General features: G+C 64.7%; 15 protein-coding genes. 10 read left to right on the forward strand and 5 right to left on the reverse strand.

Annotated features, from left to right (window positions below; genetic code table 11):
* Positions 1–49: 49 nt before the first annotated feature.
* The 3 genes from FPZ54_RS00345 to FPZ54_RS00355 all read right to left on the reverse strand — a co-directional run bounded on the left by FPZ54_RS00345 (position 50) and on the right by FPZ54_RS00355 (position 5,308).
* Positions 50–2,770: a TonB-dependent receptor gene (locus FPZ54_RS00345; protein WP_145844136.1), complete on the reverse strand. Its 2,721-nt coding sequence runs from the start codon at positions 2,768–2,770 to the stop codon at positions 50–52.
* Between the two features lie 89 nt (positions 2,771–2,859).
* Positions 2,860–4,119, reverse strand: a complete 1,260-nt coding sequence (locus FPZ54_RS00350; protein WP_145844137.1) for an MFS transporter — start codon at positions 4,117–4,119, stop codon at positions 2,860–2,862.
* A 37-nt stretch (positions 4,120–4,156) separates the two neighbouring features.
* Complete coding sequence (locus tag FPZ54_RS00355) at positions 4,157–5,308, reverse strand: mandelate racemase/muconate lactonizing enzyme family protein (RefSeq protein ID WP_145844138.1); 1,152 nt, start codon at positions 5,306–5,308, stop codon at positions 4,157–4,159.
* A 148-nt stretch (positions 5,309–5,456) separates the two neighbouring features.
* On the opposite strand from FPZ54_RS00355, the gene FPZ54_RS00360 reads away from it, so the two are divergent.
* Complete coding sequence (locus tag FPZ54_RS00360; protein WP_145844139.1) at positions 5,457–6,191, forward strand: FadR/GntR family transcriptional regulator; 735 nt, start codon at positions 5,457–5,459, stop codon at positions 6,189–6,191.
* A 28-nt stretch (positions 6,192–6,219) separates the two neighbouring features.
* Here FPZ54_RS00360 and FPZ54_RS00365 read toward each other — a convergent pair whose 3' ends face one another.
* Entirely contained in the window at positions 6,220–6,576 is a 357-nt protein-coding gene (locus FPZ54_RS00365) for an L-rhamnose mutarotase (RefSeq protein WP_145844140.1), read from the reverse strand.
* A 90-nt stretch (positions 6,577–6,666) separates the two neighbouring features.
* Here FPZ54_RS00365 and FPZ54_RS00370 point away from each other — a divergent pair, with 90 nt between their 5' ends.
* From FPZ54_RS00370 to FPZ54_RS00410, 9 genes are all read left to right on the forward strand, one after another.
* The gene (locus tag FPZ54_RS00370; protein WP_145844141.1) at positions 6,667–7,845 is read left to right on the forward strand and encodes an aldose 1-epimerase family protein; all 1,179 of its coding nucleotides are present in this window, start codon (positions 6,667–6,669) and stop codon (positions 7,843–7,845) included.
* Entirely contained in the window at positions 7,842–8,582 is a 741-nt protein-coding gene (locus FPZ54_RS00375) for an SDR family NAD(P)-dependent oxidoreductase (RefSeq protein ID WP_145844142.1), read from the forward strand. Before FPZ54_RS00370 ends, FPZ54_RS00375 begins: the two co-directional genes overlap by 4 nt.
* Positions 8,583–8,592: 10 nt before the next feature.
* Complete coding sequence (locus FPZ54_RS00380; RefSeq protein WP_239019659.1) at positions 8,593–9,786, forward strand: CaiB/BaiF CoA transferase family protein; 1,194 nt, start codon at positions 8,593–8,595, stop codon at positions 9,784–9,786.
* The gene (locus FPZ54_RS00385; protein WP_145844143.1) at positions 9,783–10,895 is read left to right on the forward strand and encodes a type 2 periplasmic-binding domain-containing protein; all 1,113 of its coding nucleotides are present in this window, start codon (positions 9,783–9,785) and stop codon (positions 10,893–10,895) included. The genes FPZ54_RS00380 and FPZ54_RS00385 overlap by 4 nt, the downstream gene beginning before the upstream one ends.
* Positions 10,892–11,662, forward strand: coding sequence for an enoyl-CoA hydratase/isomerase family protein (locus tag FPZ54_RS00390; RefSeq protein WP_145844144.1), 771 nt, complete (start codon positions 10,892–10,894; stop codon positions 11,660–11,662). The genes FPZ54_RS00385 and FPZ54_RS00390 overlap by 4 nt, the downstream gene beginning before the upstream one ends.
* Before the next feature lie 9 nt (positions 11,663–11,671).
* Positions 11,672–12,628: a 2-hydroxyacid dehydrogenase gene (locus FPZ54_RS00395; RefSeq protein WP_145844145.1), complete on the forward strand. Its 957-nt coding sequence runs from the start codon at positions 11,672–11,674 to the stop codon at positions 12,626–12,628.
* Positions 12,612–13,415 (forward strand): kinase, encoded by an 804-nt coding sequence (locus FPZ54_RS00400; RefSeq protein ID WP_145844146.1) that lies wholly within the window; start codon positions 12,612–12,614, stop codon positions 13,413–13,415. The genes FPZ54_RS00395 and FPZ54_RS00400 overlap by 17 nt, the downstream gene beginning before the upstream one ends.
* Before the next feature lie 66 nt (positions 13,416–13,481).
* Complete coding sequence (locus FPZ54_RS00405; protein ID WP_145844148.1) at positions 13,482–15,119, forward strand: rhamnogalacturonidase; 1,638 nt, start codon at positions 13,482–13,484, stop codon at positions 15,117–15,119.
* Positions 15,116–17,191 (forward strand): glycoside hydrolase family 2 protein, encoded by a 2,076-nt coding sequence (locus tag FPZ54_RS00410; RefSeq protein WP_145844149.1) that lies wholly within the window; start codon positions 15,116–15,118, stop codon positions 17,189–17,191. The genes FPZ54_RS00405 and FPZ54_RS00410 overlap by 4 nt, the downstream gene beginning before the upstream one ends.
* A 123-nt stretch (positions 17,192–17,314) precedes the next feature.
* Here the strand turns inward: FPZ54_RS00410 and FPZ54_RS00415 are convergent, their stop codons facing one another.
* Entirely contained in the window at positions 17,315–19,300 is a 1,986-nt protein-coding gene (locus FPZ54_RS00415) for a right-handed parallel beta-helix repeat-containing protein (protein ID WP_145844150.1), read from the reverse strand.
* Position 19,301 lies beyond the last annotated feature (1 nt).

Consider the following 19,301-nt stretch of genomic DNA (forward strand, 5'->3'; position numbering starts at 1 on the left):
GTGCGGCGAACCGTACCGGGGCAGGCAGACGCTTCCGAGGAGGAGGGCGTCAGAAGCGAACGCGGACACCCGCCGAAACGCGGCGACCGGTCATGCGATATTCCTTGGTGCGATCTTCGGTCACCGAATAGATGAACTCCTTTGCATTGTTCAGGTTGATCGCATCGGCGAACACCGTGAAATTGCGGCTGATGTCATAGGACAGGCTGACGTCCAGCTGGCCATAGGAGTCGAAATATTCCGGTTCGCCATTGCGCCCCGACGCGACCTGAAGGAAATTGTCGCGATAGGTATAGGCGGCGCGCGCCGTGATCCCGTATTTCTCGTAGAAGCCGACGATGCTGTACGAGTTCTTCGACAGTCCTTCGAGGCCGAAGCTGACATTGGCAACAGCGTTGCGATATTCCGCATTCGAGTCGGTATAGTTGTAGCTTGCCTGGATGCCGAACCCGCCCAGCGCGCCGGGCAGCCAGTTCTCGAACGACTGGCGATAGCCGATCTCGAAGCCCTTTACGGTCGCGCCCTCGCCATTGTCGGGGACGGTGACCTGGAACGTCACCTGATCGACCAGCTGAGGGGTGGTGGTCAGCGTCACGAAGGATTCGATGTCCTTGTAGAACGCCGCCGCCGACAGCAGCGAGCCGGGGGCGAAATACCACTCCGCACCCACTTCGACCTGCTTTGCCCGGAACGGCTGGAGATCGGGGTTGCCGCGACGGATCGTCTCATTGCCCGGGTTGGTCTGGATCGTCTGGCGCGGCGACAGGTCCGACAAGGTCGGGCGCGTCATCACCTTCGACGCGGCAAAGCGCAGCAACAGGTCGTCGGTAACGTTGAGGCGCGCGTTGATCGAGGGCAGCCAGTCGCGATATTTCCCGCGGAAGCTGACCGGGACGACCGGCGAGACGACGATGATGTTCTGGCCCTGCCCGTTTGGCTGGGCGCTGATGACGGTCCGCGATGCCCCTGAAGAGGTATAGTCGGTATCCTCGTAACGCAGGCCGATATTGACCGCGAGGGGCATCGAGCCGAGGTCGGTCTTCAGCTCGGCCATCAGATAGCCGCCCCACACCTTTTCGTTGACTTCGGACGAACCGGTCGGGGAGGGCACGGCAGGTTCGAAGGTGATGCCGTCCGCAGACGCGAACTGATCGACCTGAAGAACCAGCGCGCGCGGGTCATAGATCACCCAGTCGCGCAGGATGTCGCCGCCGCCATTGCCGCCGAAGAAATTGCGGTTGGTGGGCGAGAAGAGTGACTGGGGCAGGACGCGGTCGGAGCCGCAATAGGCGCATTGCTGGCCGAACGGCATCTCGTCCGCGGTGATCGTCTTGATCCGGCTCTGCTTGAACATGCCGGCATAGAAGGTCAGCGCGCCGCCATTCGGGTTCCAGTCGATATCCGCCTTATATTCCTCGATCTCGTCGTCGATGTTCGAACCGCCGCCCCAGATGTAATAATGCGCGGTGATCCCCTGCGGGTTGGTGGCGGCATTGGCGTAGTTGGGGCTGGTAAAGCCATAGTCGTAGATCGGGCTGCCGCTGCGACGGTCGAACCAATGGTCGATATTCTTGCGGCGGATGGTGGTGAACAGGTTGTTCTCCTTGCCGCGGCGGCGCGCGTCGGAGAGCGATCCGTCCAGCCGAACGCGCAGATCGTCGGTCGGCTGCCAGTCGATGTTGATGCCGAACTGGTCGGTCGTGACGTTGCGGTCGTCATACTGGATGATCTGGTCGACAAAGCCGCCCTCGTACCGCTGATACACCGCCTCGCCATTTTCGACGACCTGCTCGACCAGCGTTCCGCCGGAAAAGTCGTAGGCGAGACCGGTCTGCTGTTCGATGAATCGCGCCTTCGAATAGAGCGTGTCGATCGTGACGGTGAGCGTGTCGCTGGGCCGCATCTGGACCGAGCCGTTGACCGCCCAGCGAGTCAGGTCCCGCTCGAAAAAGAAGGGCGACAGGTTCGACGGCATCGAGACGCCGGTGAAGGGCGCAACATTCGGTCCGATGCGCGCGCCGGGAACGCCCCCTGCATTATAGTAGGAATCGGTGCTCGACCGGCGGACATGGCCCGCGCCGATGGTGAACTCGTCGATCCGGTTCTCCTGTTCGGAATAGACGCCCGACAAGGCGATCCCGAACGTGCCAGACTGGTTCTTCCAGCTGGCGACGCCGGAGAATTCCGGATTCCAGCTATCGGCATTTTCCGACCACATGCCGGTTGCGGCGGCCGCGACCTTGAAGCCTTCCTTCTGGTCGAGCGGGCGGAGCGTGCGGACATCGATGGTCGCGCCGATCGACGCGCCGTTGATGTTCGCCTGGGGCGATTTGTACACGTCCGCGCCGGAGATGACTTCGGACGGGATCACGTCGAACGAGAATTCGCGGCCGTTATTGTCGGTTGCCAGCGTGCGGCCGTTGACGGTGACCGCATTGAATTTGGGACCAAAGCCGCGAACGGTGACGTAACGGCCTTCGCCGCGGTTGCGCTCGATCGTGACGCCGGTGATACGTTGCAGCGACTCGGCGACATTCTGGTCGGGCAACTTGCCCAGATCCTCGGCCACGATCGAGTCGACGACGCCGACGGCGTTGCGCTTGATATCGATGGCGGCGCGCTCGGCGGCGCGGATACCGGTGACGACGATCTCGTCCTCGGCGGGAGGAGCTTCTGCGTCCTGCGCGAAGGCGGGCTGGGCGAGCGCAACGACGCCCCCGGCGGCAGACAGCAGCAAGACCCGACGAATATTGGTGATGCGATTAGTCATCATTCCCCTCCTGACGTTTTCTTTGACCATCCAATGCCGCAGCGAAAGGCATATGTCAAATGATCATCATACGTATTATGAAAGTGAAGTCAGCGCACCGACTTGATCGGAAAAACGCAGAGCGCGGACCCGAATACGAACAGCACCGCCGCCCAGAAGATCGCGCGATAATCGTTGCCGAATGCGTTGAGCAGGATCGCCGCCATCACCGGGCTGATGATCTGGGGGATGTTCACCGCAGTGGTCAGGATGCCCAGATCCTTGCCCTCGTCGCCTAACGCGCTTTTGGGCAGCACCTGTGTCATCAGCGCCATGTCGATCGACATGAACATGCCGTATCCGACCCCGATGATCGCGGCATAGGCCCACATTCCCTGCATCGTCGGAACCGCCAGCGGCGCGACCATTGCGCAGCCCATGATAAGGCTGCCGAGAATCACAAAGGGTTTGCGGCGCTGATAGCGATCCGACAGCCAGCCCGATCCGAGCGAGGAGATGACGAGGAAGATCAGCGTGACGATCGCCATGTTCGCGATGGCGATATTTGAGTCCGCGTTGCCCAGGCCGATATAATCGCGAAGGATGTAGAGCAGATAGGCGGCGACCGCCTGATAGCCCATATAGATAAAGAAGCGGCTGGCGAACGCCCATGCGAAATCCGGATGCTCGCGGGGAGAAATCCAGAAGCCCTTCAGAAACTCCCCCCATCGCATCGGTCGGCGCGGCATCGCATCGCTCGGCGGTTCACGGTTGATCGCGACGAACGCCAGGCATGATGCGGCGATGGCCCCGGCGAACAGGCCATAGGCGAGTACGCGCTCCCCGGCGAGATAACCGGCCACAACCGTCCCTGCGGTCAGTCCGGCGGTCATGCCGGCACCGACGACGCCCGAAACCCCGCCGCGCGTTTCCGGTGCGAACCGGTCGGCGATCAACGTCGTCATCGCGGGCTGCATCGAATTATAGGCGACGGTGGCCATCACCCACAGCACCATCAGCGACCAGAAACTCGTCATCCAGGACACGCCGAACAGCGCCGCCGATCCGATCAGCGATGCGATCGCGATCCAGGGGGAGCGGCGGCCCCAGCGGCTGCGCGTGCGATCAGACAGTGCGCCAGCGATCGGCGTGGTCAGGGTTGAGAAAACCGAGGTGATCGCGAACAGCAGGGCAAGGTTGTTCGCCTTTGACCCTTCATCCAGCTCGGCGATCTGGTTGGGCAACAATACCCCCAGCACGCCGCTGTAGAGCGCCATCAACAGGAAGAAATTGACCATCAGCGACAGTTGCAGCTTCGCCCGTTGCGGGCCGAGTACATAGGAATGCGTCGCTGCCCCGGTGGCCATCATTCTCTCCGCTGCTTCTGGTTGCGCAGGTTGGTTGTCGTCATTCCGCAGCGAAGGGGCGTTCCGGCACCAGTCGCAAGCCCGCCTGGCGGGGCCGCCGGTGCGGGCCGCCTTCGCTGTTCCAGCCTGCTCCGCCGCCATTGGCGATCCGCGCTTCGTCCACGGCGATCCCCAGCCCCGGCGAATCGCCCAGTCGGATGCCGCCATCGTCGATCTGCTGATCGACGGACAGGCCGATTGGCCAGTTGAGGTCCTGGACCTCGATGCCGATCATGTTGGGCAGGGCGGCTGCCGCATGGGCGATCGGATTCGCGTCATAGCCGACCGGCGACACTGGCAAATTCCGGGAATGCGCCGCGATGGCGACGCGCATGAAATGGGTGATCCCCCAGACGCTGCCCGCCTGAACCACATCGACCGCGCCCGCATCGAACAGGGGCGCGAACTGGTCCAGCCCGGTCAGATTCTCGCCTGTCGCCACCGCCGCCCGGCACGCGCGGGTGATCGCCGCATGGCCCGCCGCGTCCCACCGGCGTACCGGCTCCTCGATCCAGGTCAGGTCGATCTGCCGCTCGATCTCGGCAAGGTGGCGCACCGCCTGTTTGACGTTCCACGCCTCGTTCACGTCCAGCATCATTGCCGGGCGGGCGCTGTTGACGGAGAGGATGTCGCGCGCCGCCAGCAGGCGTGCGATGTCGCGGTCGAGATCCTTGCCGCCCTTGATCTTGGCGGAGGAAAAGCCGCGATCGGCCCAGCTTCGGTAATGCGCGGCGAATTCCGAATCACCCAGCCCGTAGCAGAGGCCGGAGGCATAGCCCGGCACGAACCGGTCGAGCGCGCCCAGCGTGCGCCACAGCGGCTCGTCCGCCATCTTGGCCTTGAGGTCCCACAACGCCATGTCGACGGCTGCGATCGCGCCATAGGTGGCGCCCGCATGGCCGCTCTTGAACACATGCGCCAGCATCGAATCATACAGCGCTGTCACAGCGCGGGGATCCTGCCCCTCCACGGCGGGAAAGACGCGCGCGATGTCGCTATGCTGGCCCAGTCCGATCCCGGTCAGACCGCCATCGGTTTCGATCAGCAGGATCGGGACTTCGGTGACGCCCGTTCTGACGACGCCATTGACGTCGCCGACGGGGCGGCCCCAGTCATGTGCGGTCGTCAGGCTGCGGTATCCGGTGATTTTCATATGCGATTGGCATCCCCTGACCGGGTGCTTCTGCGCCCGACATTTAAACATAGTATGTATTATCTTTAAAAATCTGCAAGCCCTTGACGCTATGGTGGTTGCAGTTCCATCGATTGGACAAGAATGAGTGGGTGAGCGAGAAGGACGAATGAATACAGTGCCGCCCGTCGCGCCGCAGCGCGTTCGCCGCCGTCCGCGGCTGTCGACCGCCGTTGTCGAAGATCTGGTCAATGCGATCGTGATGGGGACCTACCCCATCGGCACCGCGCTGCCGCCGGAAAACATGCTGTGCGACATGTATGATGTGAGCCGGACGGTGGTGCGCGAAGCGACGACAGCGCTGACGGAAAAGGGGCTGGTGCTGTCGCAGCAAGGGCGTGGCACCATCGTGCGGGACAGCCGGGCGTGGAACATGCTCGATCCGATGATTCTGTCCGCCCTGTTCCAGGGTGAGGATGGCCTGCGCTATCTCGATAATCTGTCGGAGGTGCGTGCGCTGCTCGAATCGGCGATGGCGGCGAAGGCAGCGTCGAATGCCACCCCCGAATCGCTGACCGAACTGACCGCCCAGATCGAGAAGCTGGAAGAACTGGTGCCGATGCCCTCGGCCTATGTGCATGAGGATCTGAAGTTCCACGATATCATCATGCGCATGTCGGGCGACCGGCTTAGCAAGGCGATCATCGATGGAATCCAGTCCGAAGCGCTGCGCACCCACGGCTATTCGGGCAAGCTGAGCGTCGCCCATGTCCGCGCGACTCAGGATGCGCATCGCAAGGTGTATGAGGCCATCGCCGCAGGCGATCCCGACGGCGCGGCGCGTGCAATGCGCGAGCATATCGCCGGATCGTGGGAAAAGCGCCGCGCGCATCCGCGACCATGAAGGTGGCTTCAGCGCCGCCGGAGCCGCCTCAGGGCTGTTCGCCGAGCGAATAGATACGTTCCATTTCGACCCAGGTCTGGCCGGGCGCAAAGGGCAGGGATTTCTGGTATCCGGCCATCAGTTCGTCCCAGGCGGCGACATCGGGGTTCGCGGCGTCGCGCGCGCGCTTGGTCGCCGGATCCGGGGCAATGTCGGTGTCCTGCTCCATCAGCATGAACATCCGGTCGCCCGTCAGCCAAATCTCCAGCACCGTCACCCCGTCCGCCCGGATCGCTTCGTTCACCGCCACGGGCGGGCCGCCCGGTTCGTGCCATTTGCGATAGGCGGCGATGCGTTCGGGATCGTCGTGCAGATCGACGGCGAAACAGCGACGGACAAGCGGCATTGGAAAAAACTCCGTTCAGCGTCGATTGACGCGAAGGCGCATACTACCCTAAACATCATACGTCGTACAACATGATGATGGAGCGGATGGGTGCCCCAGCTATATGGCGAACGCATGTCGCGGCGCGAGCTTTCGGCGCGATCCGGATCGCTCTCCCAGTTCGCCGGCGTGCGTCTGTCGACGCTGGGCGACGGAGTCGAGCGCGGCGTCCGCTGCCTGGAATTTCGTACCGGATCAGGCCTGCGCTTCACCGTGCTGGTCGATCGCGCGATGGATATTGCCGATTGCGAGCATAATGGCCGGGCCATCGGCTGGCACTCGCCCTCCGGATTCCGCAACGCCGGGCTGCATGAGTATGAAGGCGAGGGCGGGCTTGGCTGGTTTCGGTCGATGTCCGGCCTGCTGATCACCTGCGGTCTCGACCACACTTTGTTCATGCACGACGATCCGGCTGGGCATTATTTCTATGGTCCGCGGGAAAAGGTCTCGTCTTCGCTGCACGGGCGCATCGGGACGATTCCCGCGCGGCTGACCGGCTATGGCGAGAGCTGGAACGGCGACGACTGCGTGCTGTGGGCCGAGGGTGTCGTCCAGCAATCGACGGTGTTTGGCGAGGACCTCCATCTGATTCGTCGGATCGAGGCGGATGTCGGCGGCGACGAAATCCGGCTGATCGACCGGGTGGTCAATCACGGCTTCTATCGCACGCCGCACATGTATTGCTACCATATCAACGTCAGCCATCCGGTCGTGGCGGAGGGGTCGCGCTATGTCGCGCCGATCCGCGATGTGATCTGGGCCGCCCATACCGACAGCTATCGCGACCAGAATACGGGCTATCGCACCTTTCCCGCACCGATCGTCAATTTCCACGAACAGGTTTGGCAGCATGACATGGCGCCGGACTCGGACGGGAAGGTCAGCGTCGCGGTGGTGAACGAAGCGATCGGCTTTGGCTTCGAGGTCGAGACCCGCAAGGATCAGTTCCCGGCGATGTTCGAGTGGCAGAACTTTCACGCCGGTCATTATGCGGTGGGGATCGAACCGTCCACCAACCATGTCCTGGGCAAGGCGTTCGCGCGCGATCGCGGCGAGCTGATCTGGCTCGAGCATGGAGACGAGCGCCGTTACGACAGCGTGTTCCGGATTTTGCCGGACGCGGGTGCCGTGGCCGATGCGGTGAGTCGGATCGAGGGAGTCGCAAGCCAGCCCGACGACGAATATCCTGCGCCATCGGGCAACTACCCGAAAATCGCGGGTGCGAAGTGAAGGGCCGCGTCGTCCTCTATACCGGCGCGGCTGGCGGACTGGGCCTTGAAACGACGCTGCTGCTGCTGGAGCGCGGGGCGCGGGTGGTTGCGGTCGACAACGACCTGACCAAGGTCGCGGCGTTGCAGGACGCGGCGGCGGGGAAGGGCGACCTGATCGTATCGACCGCCGACCTTTCCGATCTTGCCGGGTTTCGCGCGACGCTCGACCGGTTGGCCGGGGAGACCGGCGGGTTCGATATCGTCATCAACAACGCTGCGATCTATCCGTCAAAGCCGTTCGAGAATTATTCGGTCGAAGACCATCAGGCGGTCCAGCGGGTCAATGTCGATGCCGGGATCGTCGCGGTGCAGGCGGCGCTGCCGGGAATGCGCGCCCGTCGCTTTGGCCGGATCATCAACGTGTCGAGCATTACCGTTTCGGGCGGTTGGGCGAATCTGTCCCCCTATGTCGCGTCGAAAATGGCGTTGATCGGGCTGACCCGGGCCTGGGCGCGCGAGTTCGGACCCGACGGCGTCACCGTCAACGCGATCGCGCCGGGCGCCTTTCCGACCGATGCCGAGAAAATCCACCCGGATCCCGAAGGCTATAATCGCATGGTGCTCGATGCCCAGTCGATCAAGCGGCGCGGCACCGCGCATGACATCGCCAACGCCATCGCCTTTTTCGCGAGCGACGAGTCCGGTTTCGTCACCGGCCAGACGCTGCACGTCAATGGCGGCTGGACCATGAACTGAAGGACAAGACGTGCAGAATATCCTGAGCGGCATTCGCGTGCTCGACTGTTCGATCGCGATGGCCGGTCCCTTTGCCGCGCAGCGCATGGGCGACATGGGCGCTGACGTGATCAAGGTCGAGCCGGTGACCGGCGAGTGGCAGCGCCATGCCCCGGCGGGCGGCGCGACCGGCAACGAAGTGTGCGTGTCCTTCCTGTCGCTCAACCGCAACAAGCGCAGCCTGGCGATCGACCTCAAGTCGCCGGAGGGCAAGGCGCTGCTGCTGGAGATGGTCAAGGACGCCGACGTCTTCCTACAGAATTACCGCCCGGGCGTCGCCGAGCGGCTGGGCGTCGATTACGCGACCCTGTCGGCGATCAACCCGCGCCTGATCTATGTGTCGATGTCCGGCTATGGCGAGGACGGACCATATCGTTTCTTCCCGGGGCAGGACCTGCTGCTGCAGGGGATGTCGGGCGCGATGCTGTCCGCTGGCGTCGAAGGTGCCCCGCCGTCGGCCGCCGGCCAGTATCTGGTCGATGCGATCACCGCCTATTCGGCGTTCGAGGGCGCGCTGGCCGCGCTGTTCCACCGCGAGCGGACGGGCGAGGGGCAGCTGGTGCAGGTCAACATGCTCGACGCGATCACGACGATCCAGATGCAGGAATTGTCGGTATTCACCGTCGGCAACAAGCCGCAGACGCGATCGGCCGAGCCGCACGCGCACAGCTATATCCGCGCGCCCTATGGCGTTTTCGCGACCGCCGACGGTTACATCACGCTGGCGATGGCACCCTATGCCAAGCTCGCCGAACTGTTCGACGATCCGTTCTTTGCCGAACTCGACGACGGGCGCGACGGCTGGACGATGCGCGACGCGATCTTCGCGCGGATCAAGGGCCATCTGCCCTCGCGGACCAGCGCAGACTGGCTGGCGGCGATGCGGGAGCGCGATATCTGGGCCGGGCCGGTCTATGGCTATGCCGATCTCGTCGCCGATCCACAGATCGCGCATAACGGCACCTTCGTCGAATATGACCATCGTACCGAAGGCCGGGTGAAGGTTCCGGGCTTTCCGATCCGCTTTTCGAAGACGCCGTCGAAAATTGAGCGCGGCGCCCCGCTGGTCGGCGAGCATAGCCGCGAGGTGTTGCGCGAGGCGGGCGTCGATGCAGCGCGGATCGACGCGTTGATCGCGGCGGGTGTGGTCAAGCAGCACGCATGAACGCTCCCGTCTATCGTGGCCTGACCTGGGATCATCCGCGCGGCTGCAATGCGCTGGCGGCAGCGGCGGCGCAGGCGTCCGGGTTGTCGCTGCACTGGGATAAGCACCCGCTCGAAGGGTTTGAGTCGCATCCGATCGCGGACCTGTGCGCGCGCTACGATCTGGTCGTGCTCGATCACCCCCATGTCGGCGAAGCGGTGGCCGCGGACTGTCTGGTGCCGGTCGAATCACTGTTTGGCGCGGAGGAGATTGCCGGCTGGCAAGCGGCGGTCGCGGGACCATCGCTGGCGAGCTATCGTTATGCCGGGCAGCATTGGGCGCTGCCGCTCGATGCTGCGACGCAGGTGACGGCCTATCGCCGGGCGACGGTGGAGTCGCCCCCGGTGGCGTGGGATGAACTGCCCGCATTTGCTGCACAGCACGCAGTTGCGCTCTCCCTCGCCGGGCCCCATGCCATTCTCAGCCTCCAGTCGGTGTGCGGCGCGCTCGGTGCGGAGCGATCGGGCGAGGCGTTCATCGACCGCGCGGTGGCGCGTGAGGGCTATGCGTTGATGCTGGCCCTGACCGGGGATGCGACCGTGAACGCGCAGGCGCTGAACCCGATCGCGATGCTTGGCGCGATCGAGCGCGGCGATGGGATCGACCTGTGCCCGCTCATCTATGGCTATGTGAACTACGCGACGCTGGGCGTTGGTTTCGCCGATGCGCCGTGCGGGCCGGATGGCCGCATCGGATCGACGCTGGGCGGAACCGGGATCGGCGTGTCGAAGCGGTGTGAAGTGACTCCAGCGCTCCTCGATCATCTGCGCTGGCTGATGTCACAGCAGGTGCAGCGGGGCTTTATCCCGCAGCATGACGGTCAACCGGCCCTGCGCGCGGCTTGGCAGGATGCGGCGGTGAATGCGGCTACCGGCAATTTCTTTGGGGCGACGCTGGCGAGCGTCGAGCAGGCGTTGCTGCGCCCCCGCCATGACGGGGCGATCGCGTTCCAGACCCACGCGTCGGCGCGGTTGCGTGCGGCATTGCTTGAGGGTGCGGCTGCCGATCCGGTGCTGGACGATCTCGAAACCCTCTATCGCAATCATCATCCGGCAGGAGCCGAGACATGACCCAAGACCTGTTGTTCGATATGAGCGATCACGTCGCCACCATCACGCTCAACCGACCGGCCAAGCTGAATGCGCTGACGCCGGAGATGGCGGCAGCGCTGATCGATGCGGTGGCCGAGTGCAATGCGAGCGATGCGGTGCGCTGCGTCGTCATCACGGGGGCGGGGGAGAAGGCGTTCTCGGCAGGCTCCGACATCACCACGCTCGACACCTATGCGACCCCTTGGGACTTCCGCAATCGCGACGATTATTGCGATGCGCTGCGCGCCTGCCGCAAGCCGGTGGTTGCGGCAGTCAACGGCTATGCGCTCGGCGGCGGGCTGGAGACCGCGATGGCCGCCGATATCCGCATCGCCAGCAGCAATGCGCGCTTTGCCGCGCCGGAGATCAAGCTGGGCTGGATCGGCGGCGGCGGGATGGCGGCAGGGCTGACCTATGCGATGGGCACGTCCAACGCGGCGATGATGCTGCTGACCGGCGACATGTTCGATGCGCAGAAGGCGCTCGACTGGGGACTGGTCAGTGAAGTCCTTTCGCCCGACGCGCTGCTGCCCCGCGCGCAGGAAATCGCGGCGACGATCGCCTCCCGCGCGCCGATCGCGGCGGAAACCGCCAAGCTCAATTTGCGCGCCGCGCACACCATGTCGTGGGAGAAGGCGATCGAATATGAGCGTGACCTCCAGGCGATCTGCTTCGCGACCGAGGACGCACAGGAGGGGCGTGCGGCTTTTGCGGAAAAGCGCGCGCCTGTGTTCCGGCGGCGTTAGAGTGAAGGGATGACAAAGCCCCGGATTTTGCTCACCCGTCGCTGGCCCGAAGCGGTCGAGGCGCGGCTCGCCGCACGCTATGAAGTGACCCGCAACGAACGCGACGTGCCGATGGATGCCGCGGCGCTGGCCCGGGCGATGCGTGAGCATGACGCGCTGTGCCCAACCGTGACAGACAGGATCACGCGCGACATCCTCCTGACCGTCGGGCGCAGGGCGCGCATCATCGGCAATTACGGCGCAGGCTTCGAGCATATCGACCTCGATGCCGCGCGCGCGGCCGGCATCGCGGTCAGCAACACGCCCGATGTCCTGACCGACGCGACCGCCGATATCGCCATGACGCTCATCCTGATGGCCACCCGTCGGGCAGGGGAGGGCGAGCGCGAACTGCGCGCGGGCGAATGGACCGGCTGGCGGCCCACGCATCTTCTGGGCCAGTCGTTGCGCGGCAAGATATTGGGACTGGTCGGCTATGGCCGGATCGCAAGGGCGGTCGCCGTGCGCGCCCGCGCCTTTGGAATGGACGTGGCGGTTCACAGTCGCAGCCAGGCGGACGATGTACCGGACTGCGCCTATCATCCGACGCTCGATGGCCTGCTGCGTGCTGCCGATATCGTCTCGCTCCACGCGCCGGGTGGCGCGGCGACGCACCATATGATCGATGCGGACGCGCTGGCCGCGATGAAGCCGGGCGCGGTACTGGTGAATACCGGACGCGGCACGCTGGTCGACGAGGCGGCGCTGGCGGCGTCGCTGTCCAATGCTACGATCGCGGCTGCAGGCCTTGACGTCTACGCCGATGAGCCGCGCGTGCATCCGGCGCTGGTCGATCGGCCCAACGCCGTGCTCCTGCCGCATCTCGGGTCGGCCACGCTGGAAACGCGCGAGGCGATGGGGATGAAGGTCGCGGACAATCTCGACCGCTTCTTCGCCGGGGAGCCGCTGCTTGATCGCGTCGCTTGATCCGGTCGGTAACGCGACCGAGCGCTGGCTGGATGCCGCGCGCGGGCCGCTGGTGCTCGGCATCTGCGGTGCGCAGGGCAGCGGCAAGTCGACGCTGGCCGATGCGCTTGTCTCGCGCTTTGCGGCCGCCGGTATTCGGGCGGCGACGCTCTCGCTCGACGATCTCTATCTCGGCCGTGCAGCCCGGGCCGAATTGGCGCGTGACGTTCATCCCCTGTTTGCGACGCGGGGCGTGCCGCTGACCCATGACGCCGCGTCGGGATGCGCTATCCTCGATGCGGTCAGGGCGGGAACGCCGGTGCAGCTCCCGCGCTTCGACAAGGCGTCCGACGCGCCATTGCCTCGTGAAGCCTGGGAAGCCGTGGACGCGCTGGACCTGCTGATCTTCGAAGGCTGGTGCGTCGGCGCGCGGCCCCAAGCCGATGTCGCGCTGGCCGATCCGGTCAATCGGCTCGAACAGGATGAAGACCCGGACGGTATCTGGCGCCGCGCCGTCAATGCGGCGCTGGCCGGACCCTACCGGGCGCTGTTCGACCGGATCGACCGTCTGGTCCTGCTGGCCGCACCCGATTTCTCCGTCGTGCGGCGGTGGCGTGGCGAGCAGGAAGCGGCGTTGCGCGCCCGGTTGCGGCGTGAGGGTCGCGATCCGGCGGAAACGATGGATGACGCGGCGCTCGACCGGTTCGTCGAGCATTATGAGCGGATCACCCGGTCGATCCTGACCGAGATGCCCGCGCGAGCAGACCTGACGCTTCGCCTCGATGCACAGCGAGCCATTATAACCTGACTTACAGGTTGCGCTGTTCTGTATCATCATTCATCATACAACAAGGCGAATAGACAGGAGAGGCATATGCTTGGCACCCGGGCCGAAATCGGACGGCGGGCGGCGATGACCGGAATTGGCGCGGCGATGGCAGCGGCGAGCGTGCCGGTTCGTGCGACGGGCACTCTGACCGGCTTCCATAATATCCGCGACTATGGTGCCAAGGGCGACGGCAAGGCGATCGATTCGGTCGCCTTCAAGCGTGCGATCGATGCCGCCAGCGCGCAGGGCGGGGGCACGATCGTCGTTCCGCCGGGGCGCTATCTGTGCTTCTCGATCCGGCTGCGCAGCCACATCACCATCGTGCTGATGCCGGGATCGGTGATCGAGGCTGCCAATCCCGACACGCACAAGGGGCAATACGACCTGCCAGAGGGCGTGTGGGAGGAGCAGTTCGTCGACTATGGCCTCGCCCATTTCCACAACAGCCTGATCTATGGCGACGGGGTCAGCGACATCGCGATCATTGGCCAGGGATTGATCCACGGTCTGGGCCTGGATCGCGCCGGACCGCCGCAGGGCTGGCACGGCGTGCCGGGCTGGAAGTCGCCCAAGGAGCGTGGGCTGAGCGCCGATGCGGCGCGGCGGGCGAACCCCGAGGAGATGAAATATGAGGGGCGCGGCAACAAGGCGATCGGGCTGATCCGCTGTCGCAACGTGCTGCTCAAGGATTTCTCGATCCTGCAGGGCGGGCATTTCGCCTGTTATTCGATGGGGTGCACCAATGTGCGGATCGACGGGATTACGGTCGATACCGATCGCGACGGCATCGATATCGACTGCTGTCGCGACGTTCGCGTCACCAATTGCGTTGTCAACGCGCCAAAGGACGACGCGATCGTTCTCAAAAGCAGCTACGGATTGCAGGAGGCGCGCTTCTGCGAGGACGTGCAGGTCATCGGGTGCAAGACCAGCGGCTATCTGCTCGGCACCCTGCTCGACGGCACCTACCAACCTTCGCCCTATCTCGCGCCCGACAAGGTCGGCGTGCTCGGACGGATCAAGCTCGGCACCGATTCGATCGCCGGGTTCCGCAACGTCCTGATCGCCGACTGTATCTGCGAGAATACGCGCGGGCTTCAGCTGGGTGCGATCGATGGCGGGGTGCTGGAGGATGTGACGTTTCGCGACATCAACCTGATCAACCCGGTCAACCACCCGATCTTCCTGCGCCTGTCCGCGCGCAACCGTGCGCCGCGCGGGGCGGGGGTGGCGAAGGTGCGGCGGGTGCGCTTCACCGACATCCAGGTGTCGGGCGCGCGGCGCGAATATCCGTGCGGGGTCGTCGGCATTCCGGACGGGATCATCGAGGATGTGAGCTTTCGCGGCGTGCATGTGCAGGCGGCGGGTGGTGGCACGGCCGAGGACGCGGCGCGGCAGGTGCCCGAGCGGCGCAATTCCAGCCTGGAGCCGAGTTTCATGGGAACGCTGCCCGCGCATGGGCTGTACGCCCGGCACGTCCGCAATCTCGCAATCACCGATTCCAGTTTCGACGTGAGCGCGCCGGATGCGCGCCCGACCATCGCGCTGGAGAATGTCAACGGCGCCGTGATCGGCGGGTTGACCGCCCCGAAACCGCGCGACGCGGCGATCCGTGCCGACGCGGCGAGCCGGAACATCGCGGTCGGATCGGTTACCAGCTTCGCCAGGGAGACAGGCGCATGATCACCTTTATTCGACGCGGTCTGTTGGGCCTGGCGCTGGCTGCTGCGCCGGTCGCGAGTGCCCAGGAGGCATTGCCGCTCAGCGAAGGCTGGCGCTTCGTCAAGCGGGACGTCGCCGGCGCCGAGCGCCCGGGCTTTGACGACGCCGGCTGGTCGCGGGTCGCGGTGCCGCACACCTATAACGCCGAGGATTCGGGGATCGGCGGCGCCAAGGCGCGCGGCGAGCCCGAGGGCGTCTATTATCGCGGCCCCGCCTGGTACCGGCTGAAGATCGACCACAAGCCGCGCGCGGCGACCCGCTATCTGCTGCATTTCGGCGGCGCGACGCTGACGGCCGATGTGTGGCTGAACGGCGAGAAGGTGGGGAGCCATGAAGGCGGCTATGCCGCGTTCCGGTTCGACGTAACCGGCAAGCTGAAGGCAGGCGAGAACCTGCTCGCGGTGCGGGTCGACAATGCGAAGAACCCCCAGATTTCGCCGCTGAACGGCGACTTCAACATCTTTGGCGGCCTCTATCGTGAGGTGAAGCTGATCGCGACGCCCGAGCTGCATTTCGACCGGCTCGACCATGCCGGCCCCGGCATCAAGGTGCGGACCGAGGCGCTGGGGAAGGGGAGCGCGACGGTTGGACTGACCGCAGCGGTGGTCAACGACCGCGCGGCGCCCGCGACCTTTCAGATCGTCACGCGGATCGCCGATGCGCAGGGCAAGGTGGTCGCGACGCAGCGCAGTCCGTTGACGCTGGCTCCGGGCGCGCGGGGGACAGCGGACCAGCGCTTCACGCTCAGGTCGCCCAAGCTGTGGGAAGGGCGCAAATCGCCCTATCTCTATCGCGTGACCAGCGAGGTCGTCGCGGGTGGCAAGGCGATCGACAGCCAGACCGCGCCGCTCGGCATCCGCACCGTCGCGGTCAAGCCCGACGGGACGTTCCTGCTCAACGGCAAGCGCTACCCGCTCTATGGCGTCAATTTGCAGATGCCGACGCGGTACGGGCGTGGGCCAATCGTGACGCAGGCGGAGATCGACGAGGATTTGCAGATCTTCGACGAGATGGGCGTGACCGGCATTCGCCTGGCGCATATGCAGCATCCGCAGCGGGTTTATGACCGGGCGGACGAGCTGGGCATCCTGTTGCTGACAGAGGTGCCGCTGATCGACGATCATGATCAGTCGGATGCGTTCCGCACCAATCTTGTGCAGCAGATGCGCGAACTGATCGCGCAGACCTACAACAACCCGTCGGTCGCGCTCTGGGGGATCGGCAACGAAATCCGCGTATCGGATGCGGCGTCCAACCGGATTCTGGCGGACCTCAACACGACGGCCAAGACGCTCGATCCGTTGCGTCCAACGACCTATGCGCATTGCTGTCTGGACGACAACGACCCGATCGCGCTGCACAGCGATACCGTGTCGTACAATCGCTATTTCGGCTGGTACTGGACCAAGTCGGAGGACATCGGCCCCTGGGCCGATGAGCTCCATGCCAAGATGCCGACCCGTCCGATCGGGGTCAGCGAATATGGTGCGGGCGCGTCGATCCTGCATCAGGAAGATCCGGTGGTGACGCGGCCGGAATCGAACGGATACTGGCACCCCGAACAATATCAGACCGATTTCCACATCAAGCATTGGCTGGAGATGAAGAAGCGGCCGTTCCTGTGGTCGACCTTCATCTGGCTGGGCATCGATTTCCCGTCGTTCAAGCGCAACGAGGGTGACCGCCCCGCGATCAACGACAAGGGGCTGGTGACCGAGGACCGGCAGACGAAGAAGGACGCCTATTACTGGTATCAGGCCAATTGGGCCGAAAAGCCGATGCTCCACATCACCAGCCGCCGTGATACCGACAAGCGGACGAGCCAAGTGAAGGTGATGGCCTTCTCCAACCTGCCCAGCATCGAGCTGCGCCTGAATGGCGGGGCGTGGAAGACGGTGCCGGTCGAGGATCGCATGGCCAAGTGGACGATCGAGCTGACCAAGGGCGAGAACCGCGTCGAAGCGCGGGCGCGGACGCCGGAGGGCACGCTGCTCACCGATCACGTGACCTGGCGCTACGCTACGCGACCCTGACCCTCTCTCTCCCCTCTGACCCGCCAACGGCCTCACCGTCGGCGGGTCTTCTTGTGCATGGCGCACACAGGAACGCCGCCCTCGCACTGGGCGAGGACGGCGTTCGACGTAGCCACTATGGGGTCAGTCGCGCGGGCCGGCCGCCTCGATCACCTTGCGCGCCTCGGTCGGCCAGTTACGGTCGGGGACCAGGAAGTTCCCCCCCGGGTCATTGCCGATCTCGGGCAGCCAGCGCCCTCCGGTGCTCATCGAATTGTGCCAGTTGCCGACCGCGCGGTTGTCGGTGGAGATCTTGCGGCGGTACATCTTCCCGGCGGTGTTGATGTTCAGCCACTTGCCACCGGTCTCGACGACATTCTCGGTCACGGTGAAGTGCTTGCTGCCCTCGTCCAGATAGATGCCGATCCGGTTTGAAATGTCGAAGATATGGTTGCGACGGATGATGGAATCCGGGTTCGCCGAGAGATTGTAGATCGCGCCGCCATCCTCATACCATAGCTTCACGCCATGGATGCGGTTGCCCTCGACCAGTGTGTTGCGCAGCGTGGTGGGGGTGGTGAATTTGGGGTTGTGGACATAGCCCTTGGCATTTTCCTCATAATTGGGATTGCCGCCGGCATCGTTATAGCCCCAGCCCCAGCCGGTCGCGATCGCGTCATAGGGCGCGTCGCTGATGTCGTTGTGCAGGATCTGTGCGCCGTCGATGTACGTGGTCAGGATCGCGGCGTTGTCCTTGTAATCCTGGCTGACCGTGACGAGCGTGTTGTCGGCGATGACGAGGTCGCGGTTGATCAGGTTCGGGTTGGACGGGTGATGCGCGTCGGTGCGCACGCCGCCCGCCATGATCGCGCCGCCCGCCAGCACCGAGAATCGGTTGCGCGAGACGCGGATGCCGCTGGTGGCGAGGCCGACGCCGGTCAGATGCGCGGTCGGTTCGTTGCCGATGCCGAGTGCGATCTGGCCGAGCTGGTTGAAGTGATTGCCTTCAAACACGACGTCGCGTGCGGCGGAGACCTGAACCGCGGCGGGCATCTGGTGCCATTTGAGACGCATCGATTCGAACTCGACACAGCCCCAGCCACATTTCTCCCACGCGTCCTTGGGGCGGATGGGAGAGACGTCCTTTAGGAACGCGCCGCTCTGCTGGTTGGCATAGCCGGTCGGCTGCGACGGGCCGAGCCATGAGCTGTGCGCGAAGGTGATGCCCCGAAAGCTGATCCGCTCGATCGGCGCTTCGGGCGTGCCACTGATCGAGACCAGCGTCTCGAGCGTGGGGACGACGACCTTGAGGTCCTTGATATCCTCGTCGATCCCGGTCCGCAGATACAGTTTCCCGGCTTCCGGCTCGATCACCCATTGGTGATAGCGCGCGTGCCAGTCGTTGGTCTTGCCGATGAATTCGAGCGCGTTGACCAGGAACAGGCGCGAATCATCGGGGAAGATCGGCTTGCTGATCGTGTCATAGCCCCATGTGTTATTGTCCCAGGCGGGCTGGTGCATGGTGACGCGCATGCCGTCGATGGACTTAACCGGGGAATAGCGGTCGGTGAAGAAGCCGGTCGCCTCCAGCTCCAGCCGGTCGGGCCGGGCGAGCCTGGCGATATAGTCATATTTGGGGTTGGTGATCTCAAAACCGGTCGGGCCGAATTTCACGTCGGAGGATTTGAGTTCGATCCATGGGCGTTCGGCGACAGTGCCGTTGACCCAGATCTGGCGCGTATCCAGCCCCTTTGGCGTCGCGGCGACATAGATGCGGCGGTCGGCGTCATAGGATGTGAAGCCGGTGACTTCGATGCCCGAGGAGATGATTGGCTTTGCGCCATCGGCGGCGCGCCATTCCACGCGCTTGCCGTTCAACCCGCCATCGGCGCGGCGGAAGACCAGCGGCGCAGTGAGGCGATAGGTGCCGTCGGCGAGCAGCACGGTGACGTCGTGCCGCGCATTGCTGGCGCGGACGAGCGTCTGGGCGCGTTCGAGCGTGCGGACCGGGCGGTCCTGAGTCCCCGGCGCGCGATCGTCGCCGGTTGGCGCGACGTGGACGGTGACCTGCGCCATCGCGGTCGAGGCGGACAGCAGCGCGACGGCGAGGGTCAGCGAGCGTGCGATCATG

The organism is Sphingomonas suaedae (assembly GCF_007833215.1).
GTDB lineage: Bacteria > Pseudomonadota > Alphaproteobacteria > Sphingomonadales > Sphingomonadaceae > Sphingomonas > Sphingomonas suaedae.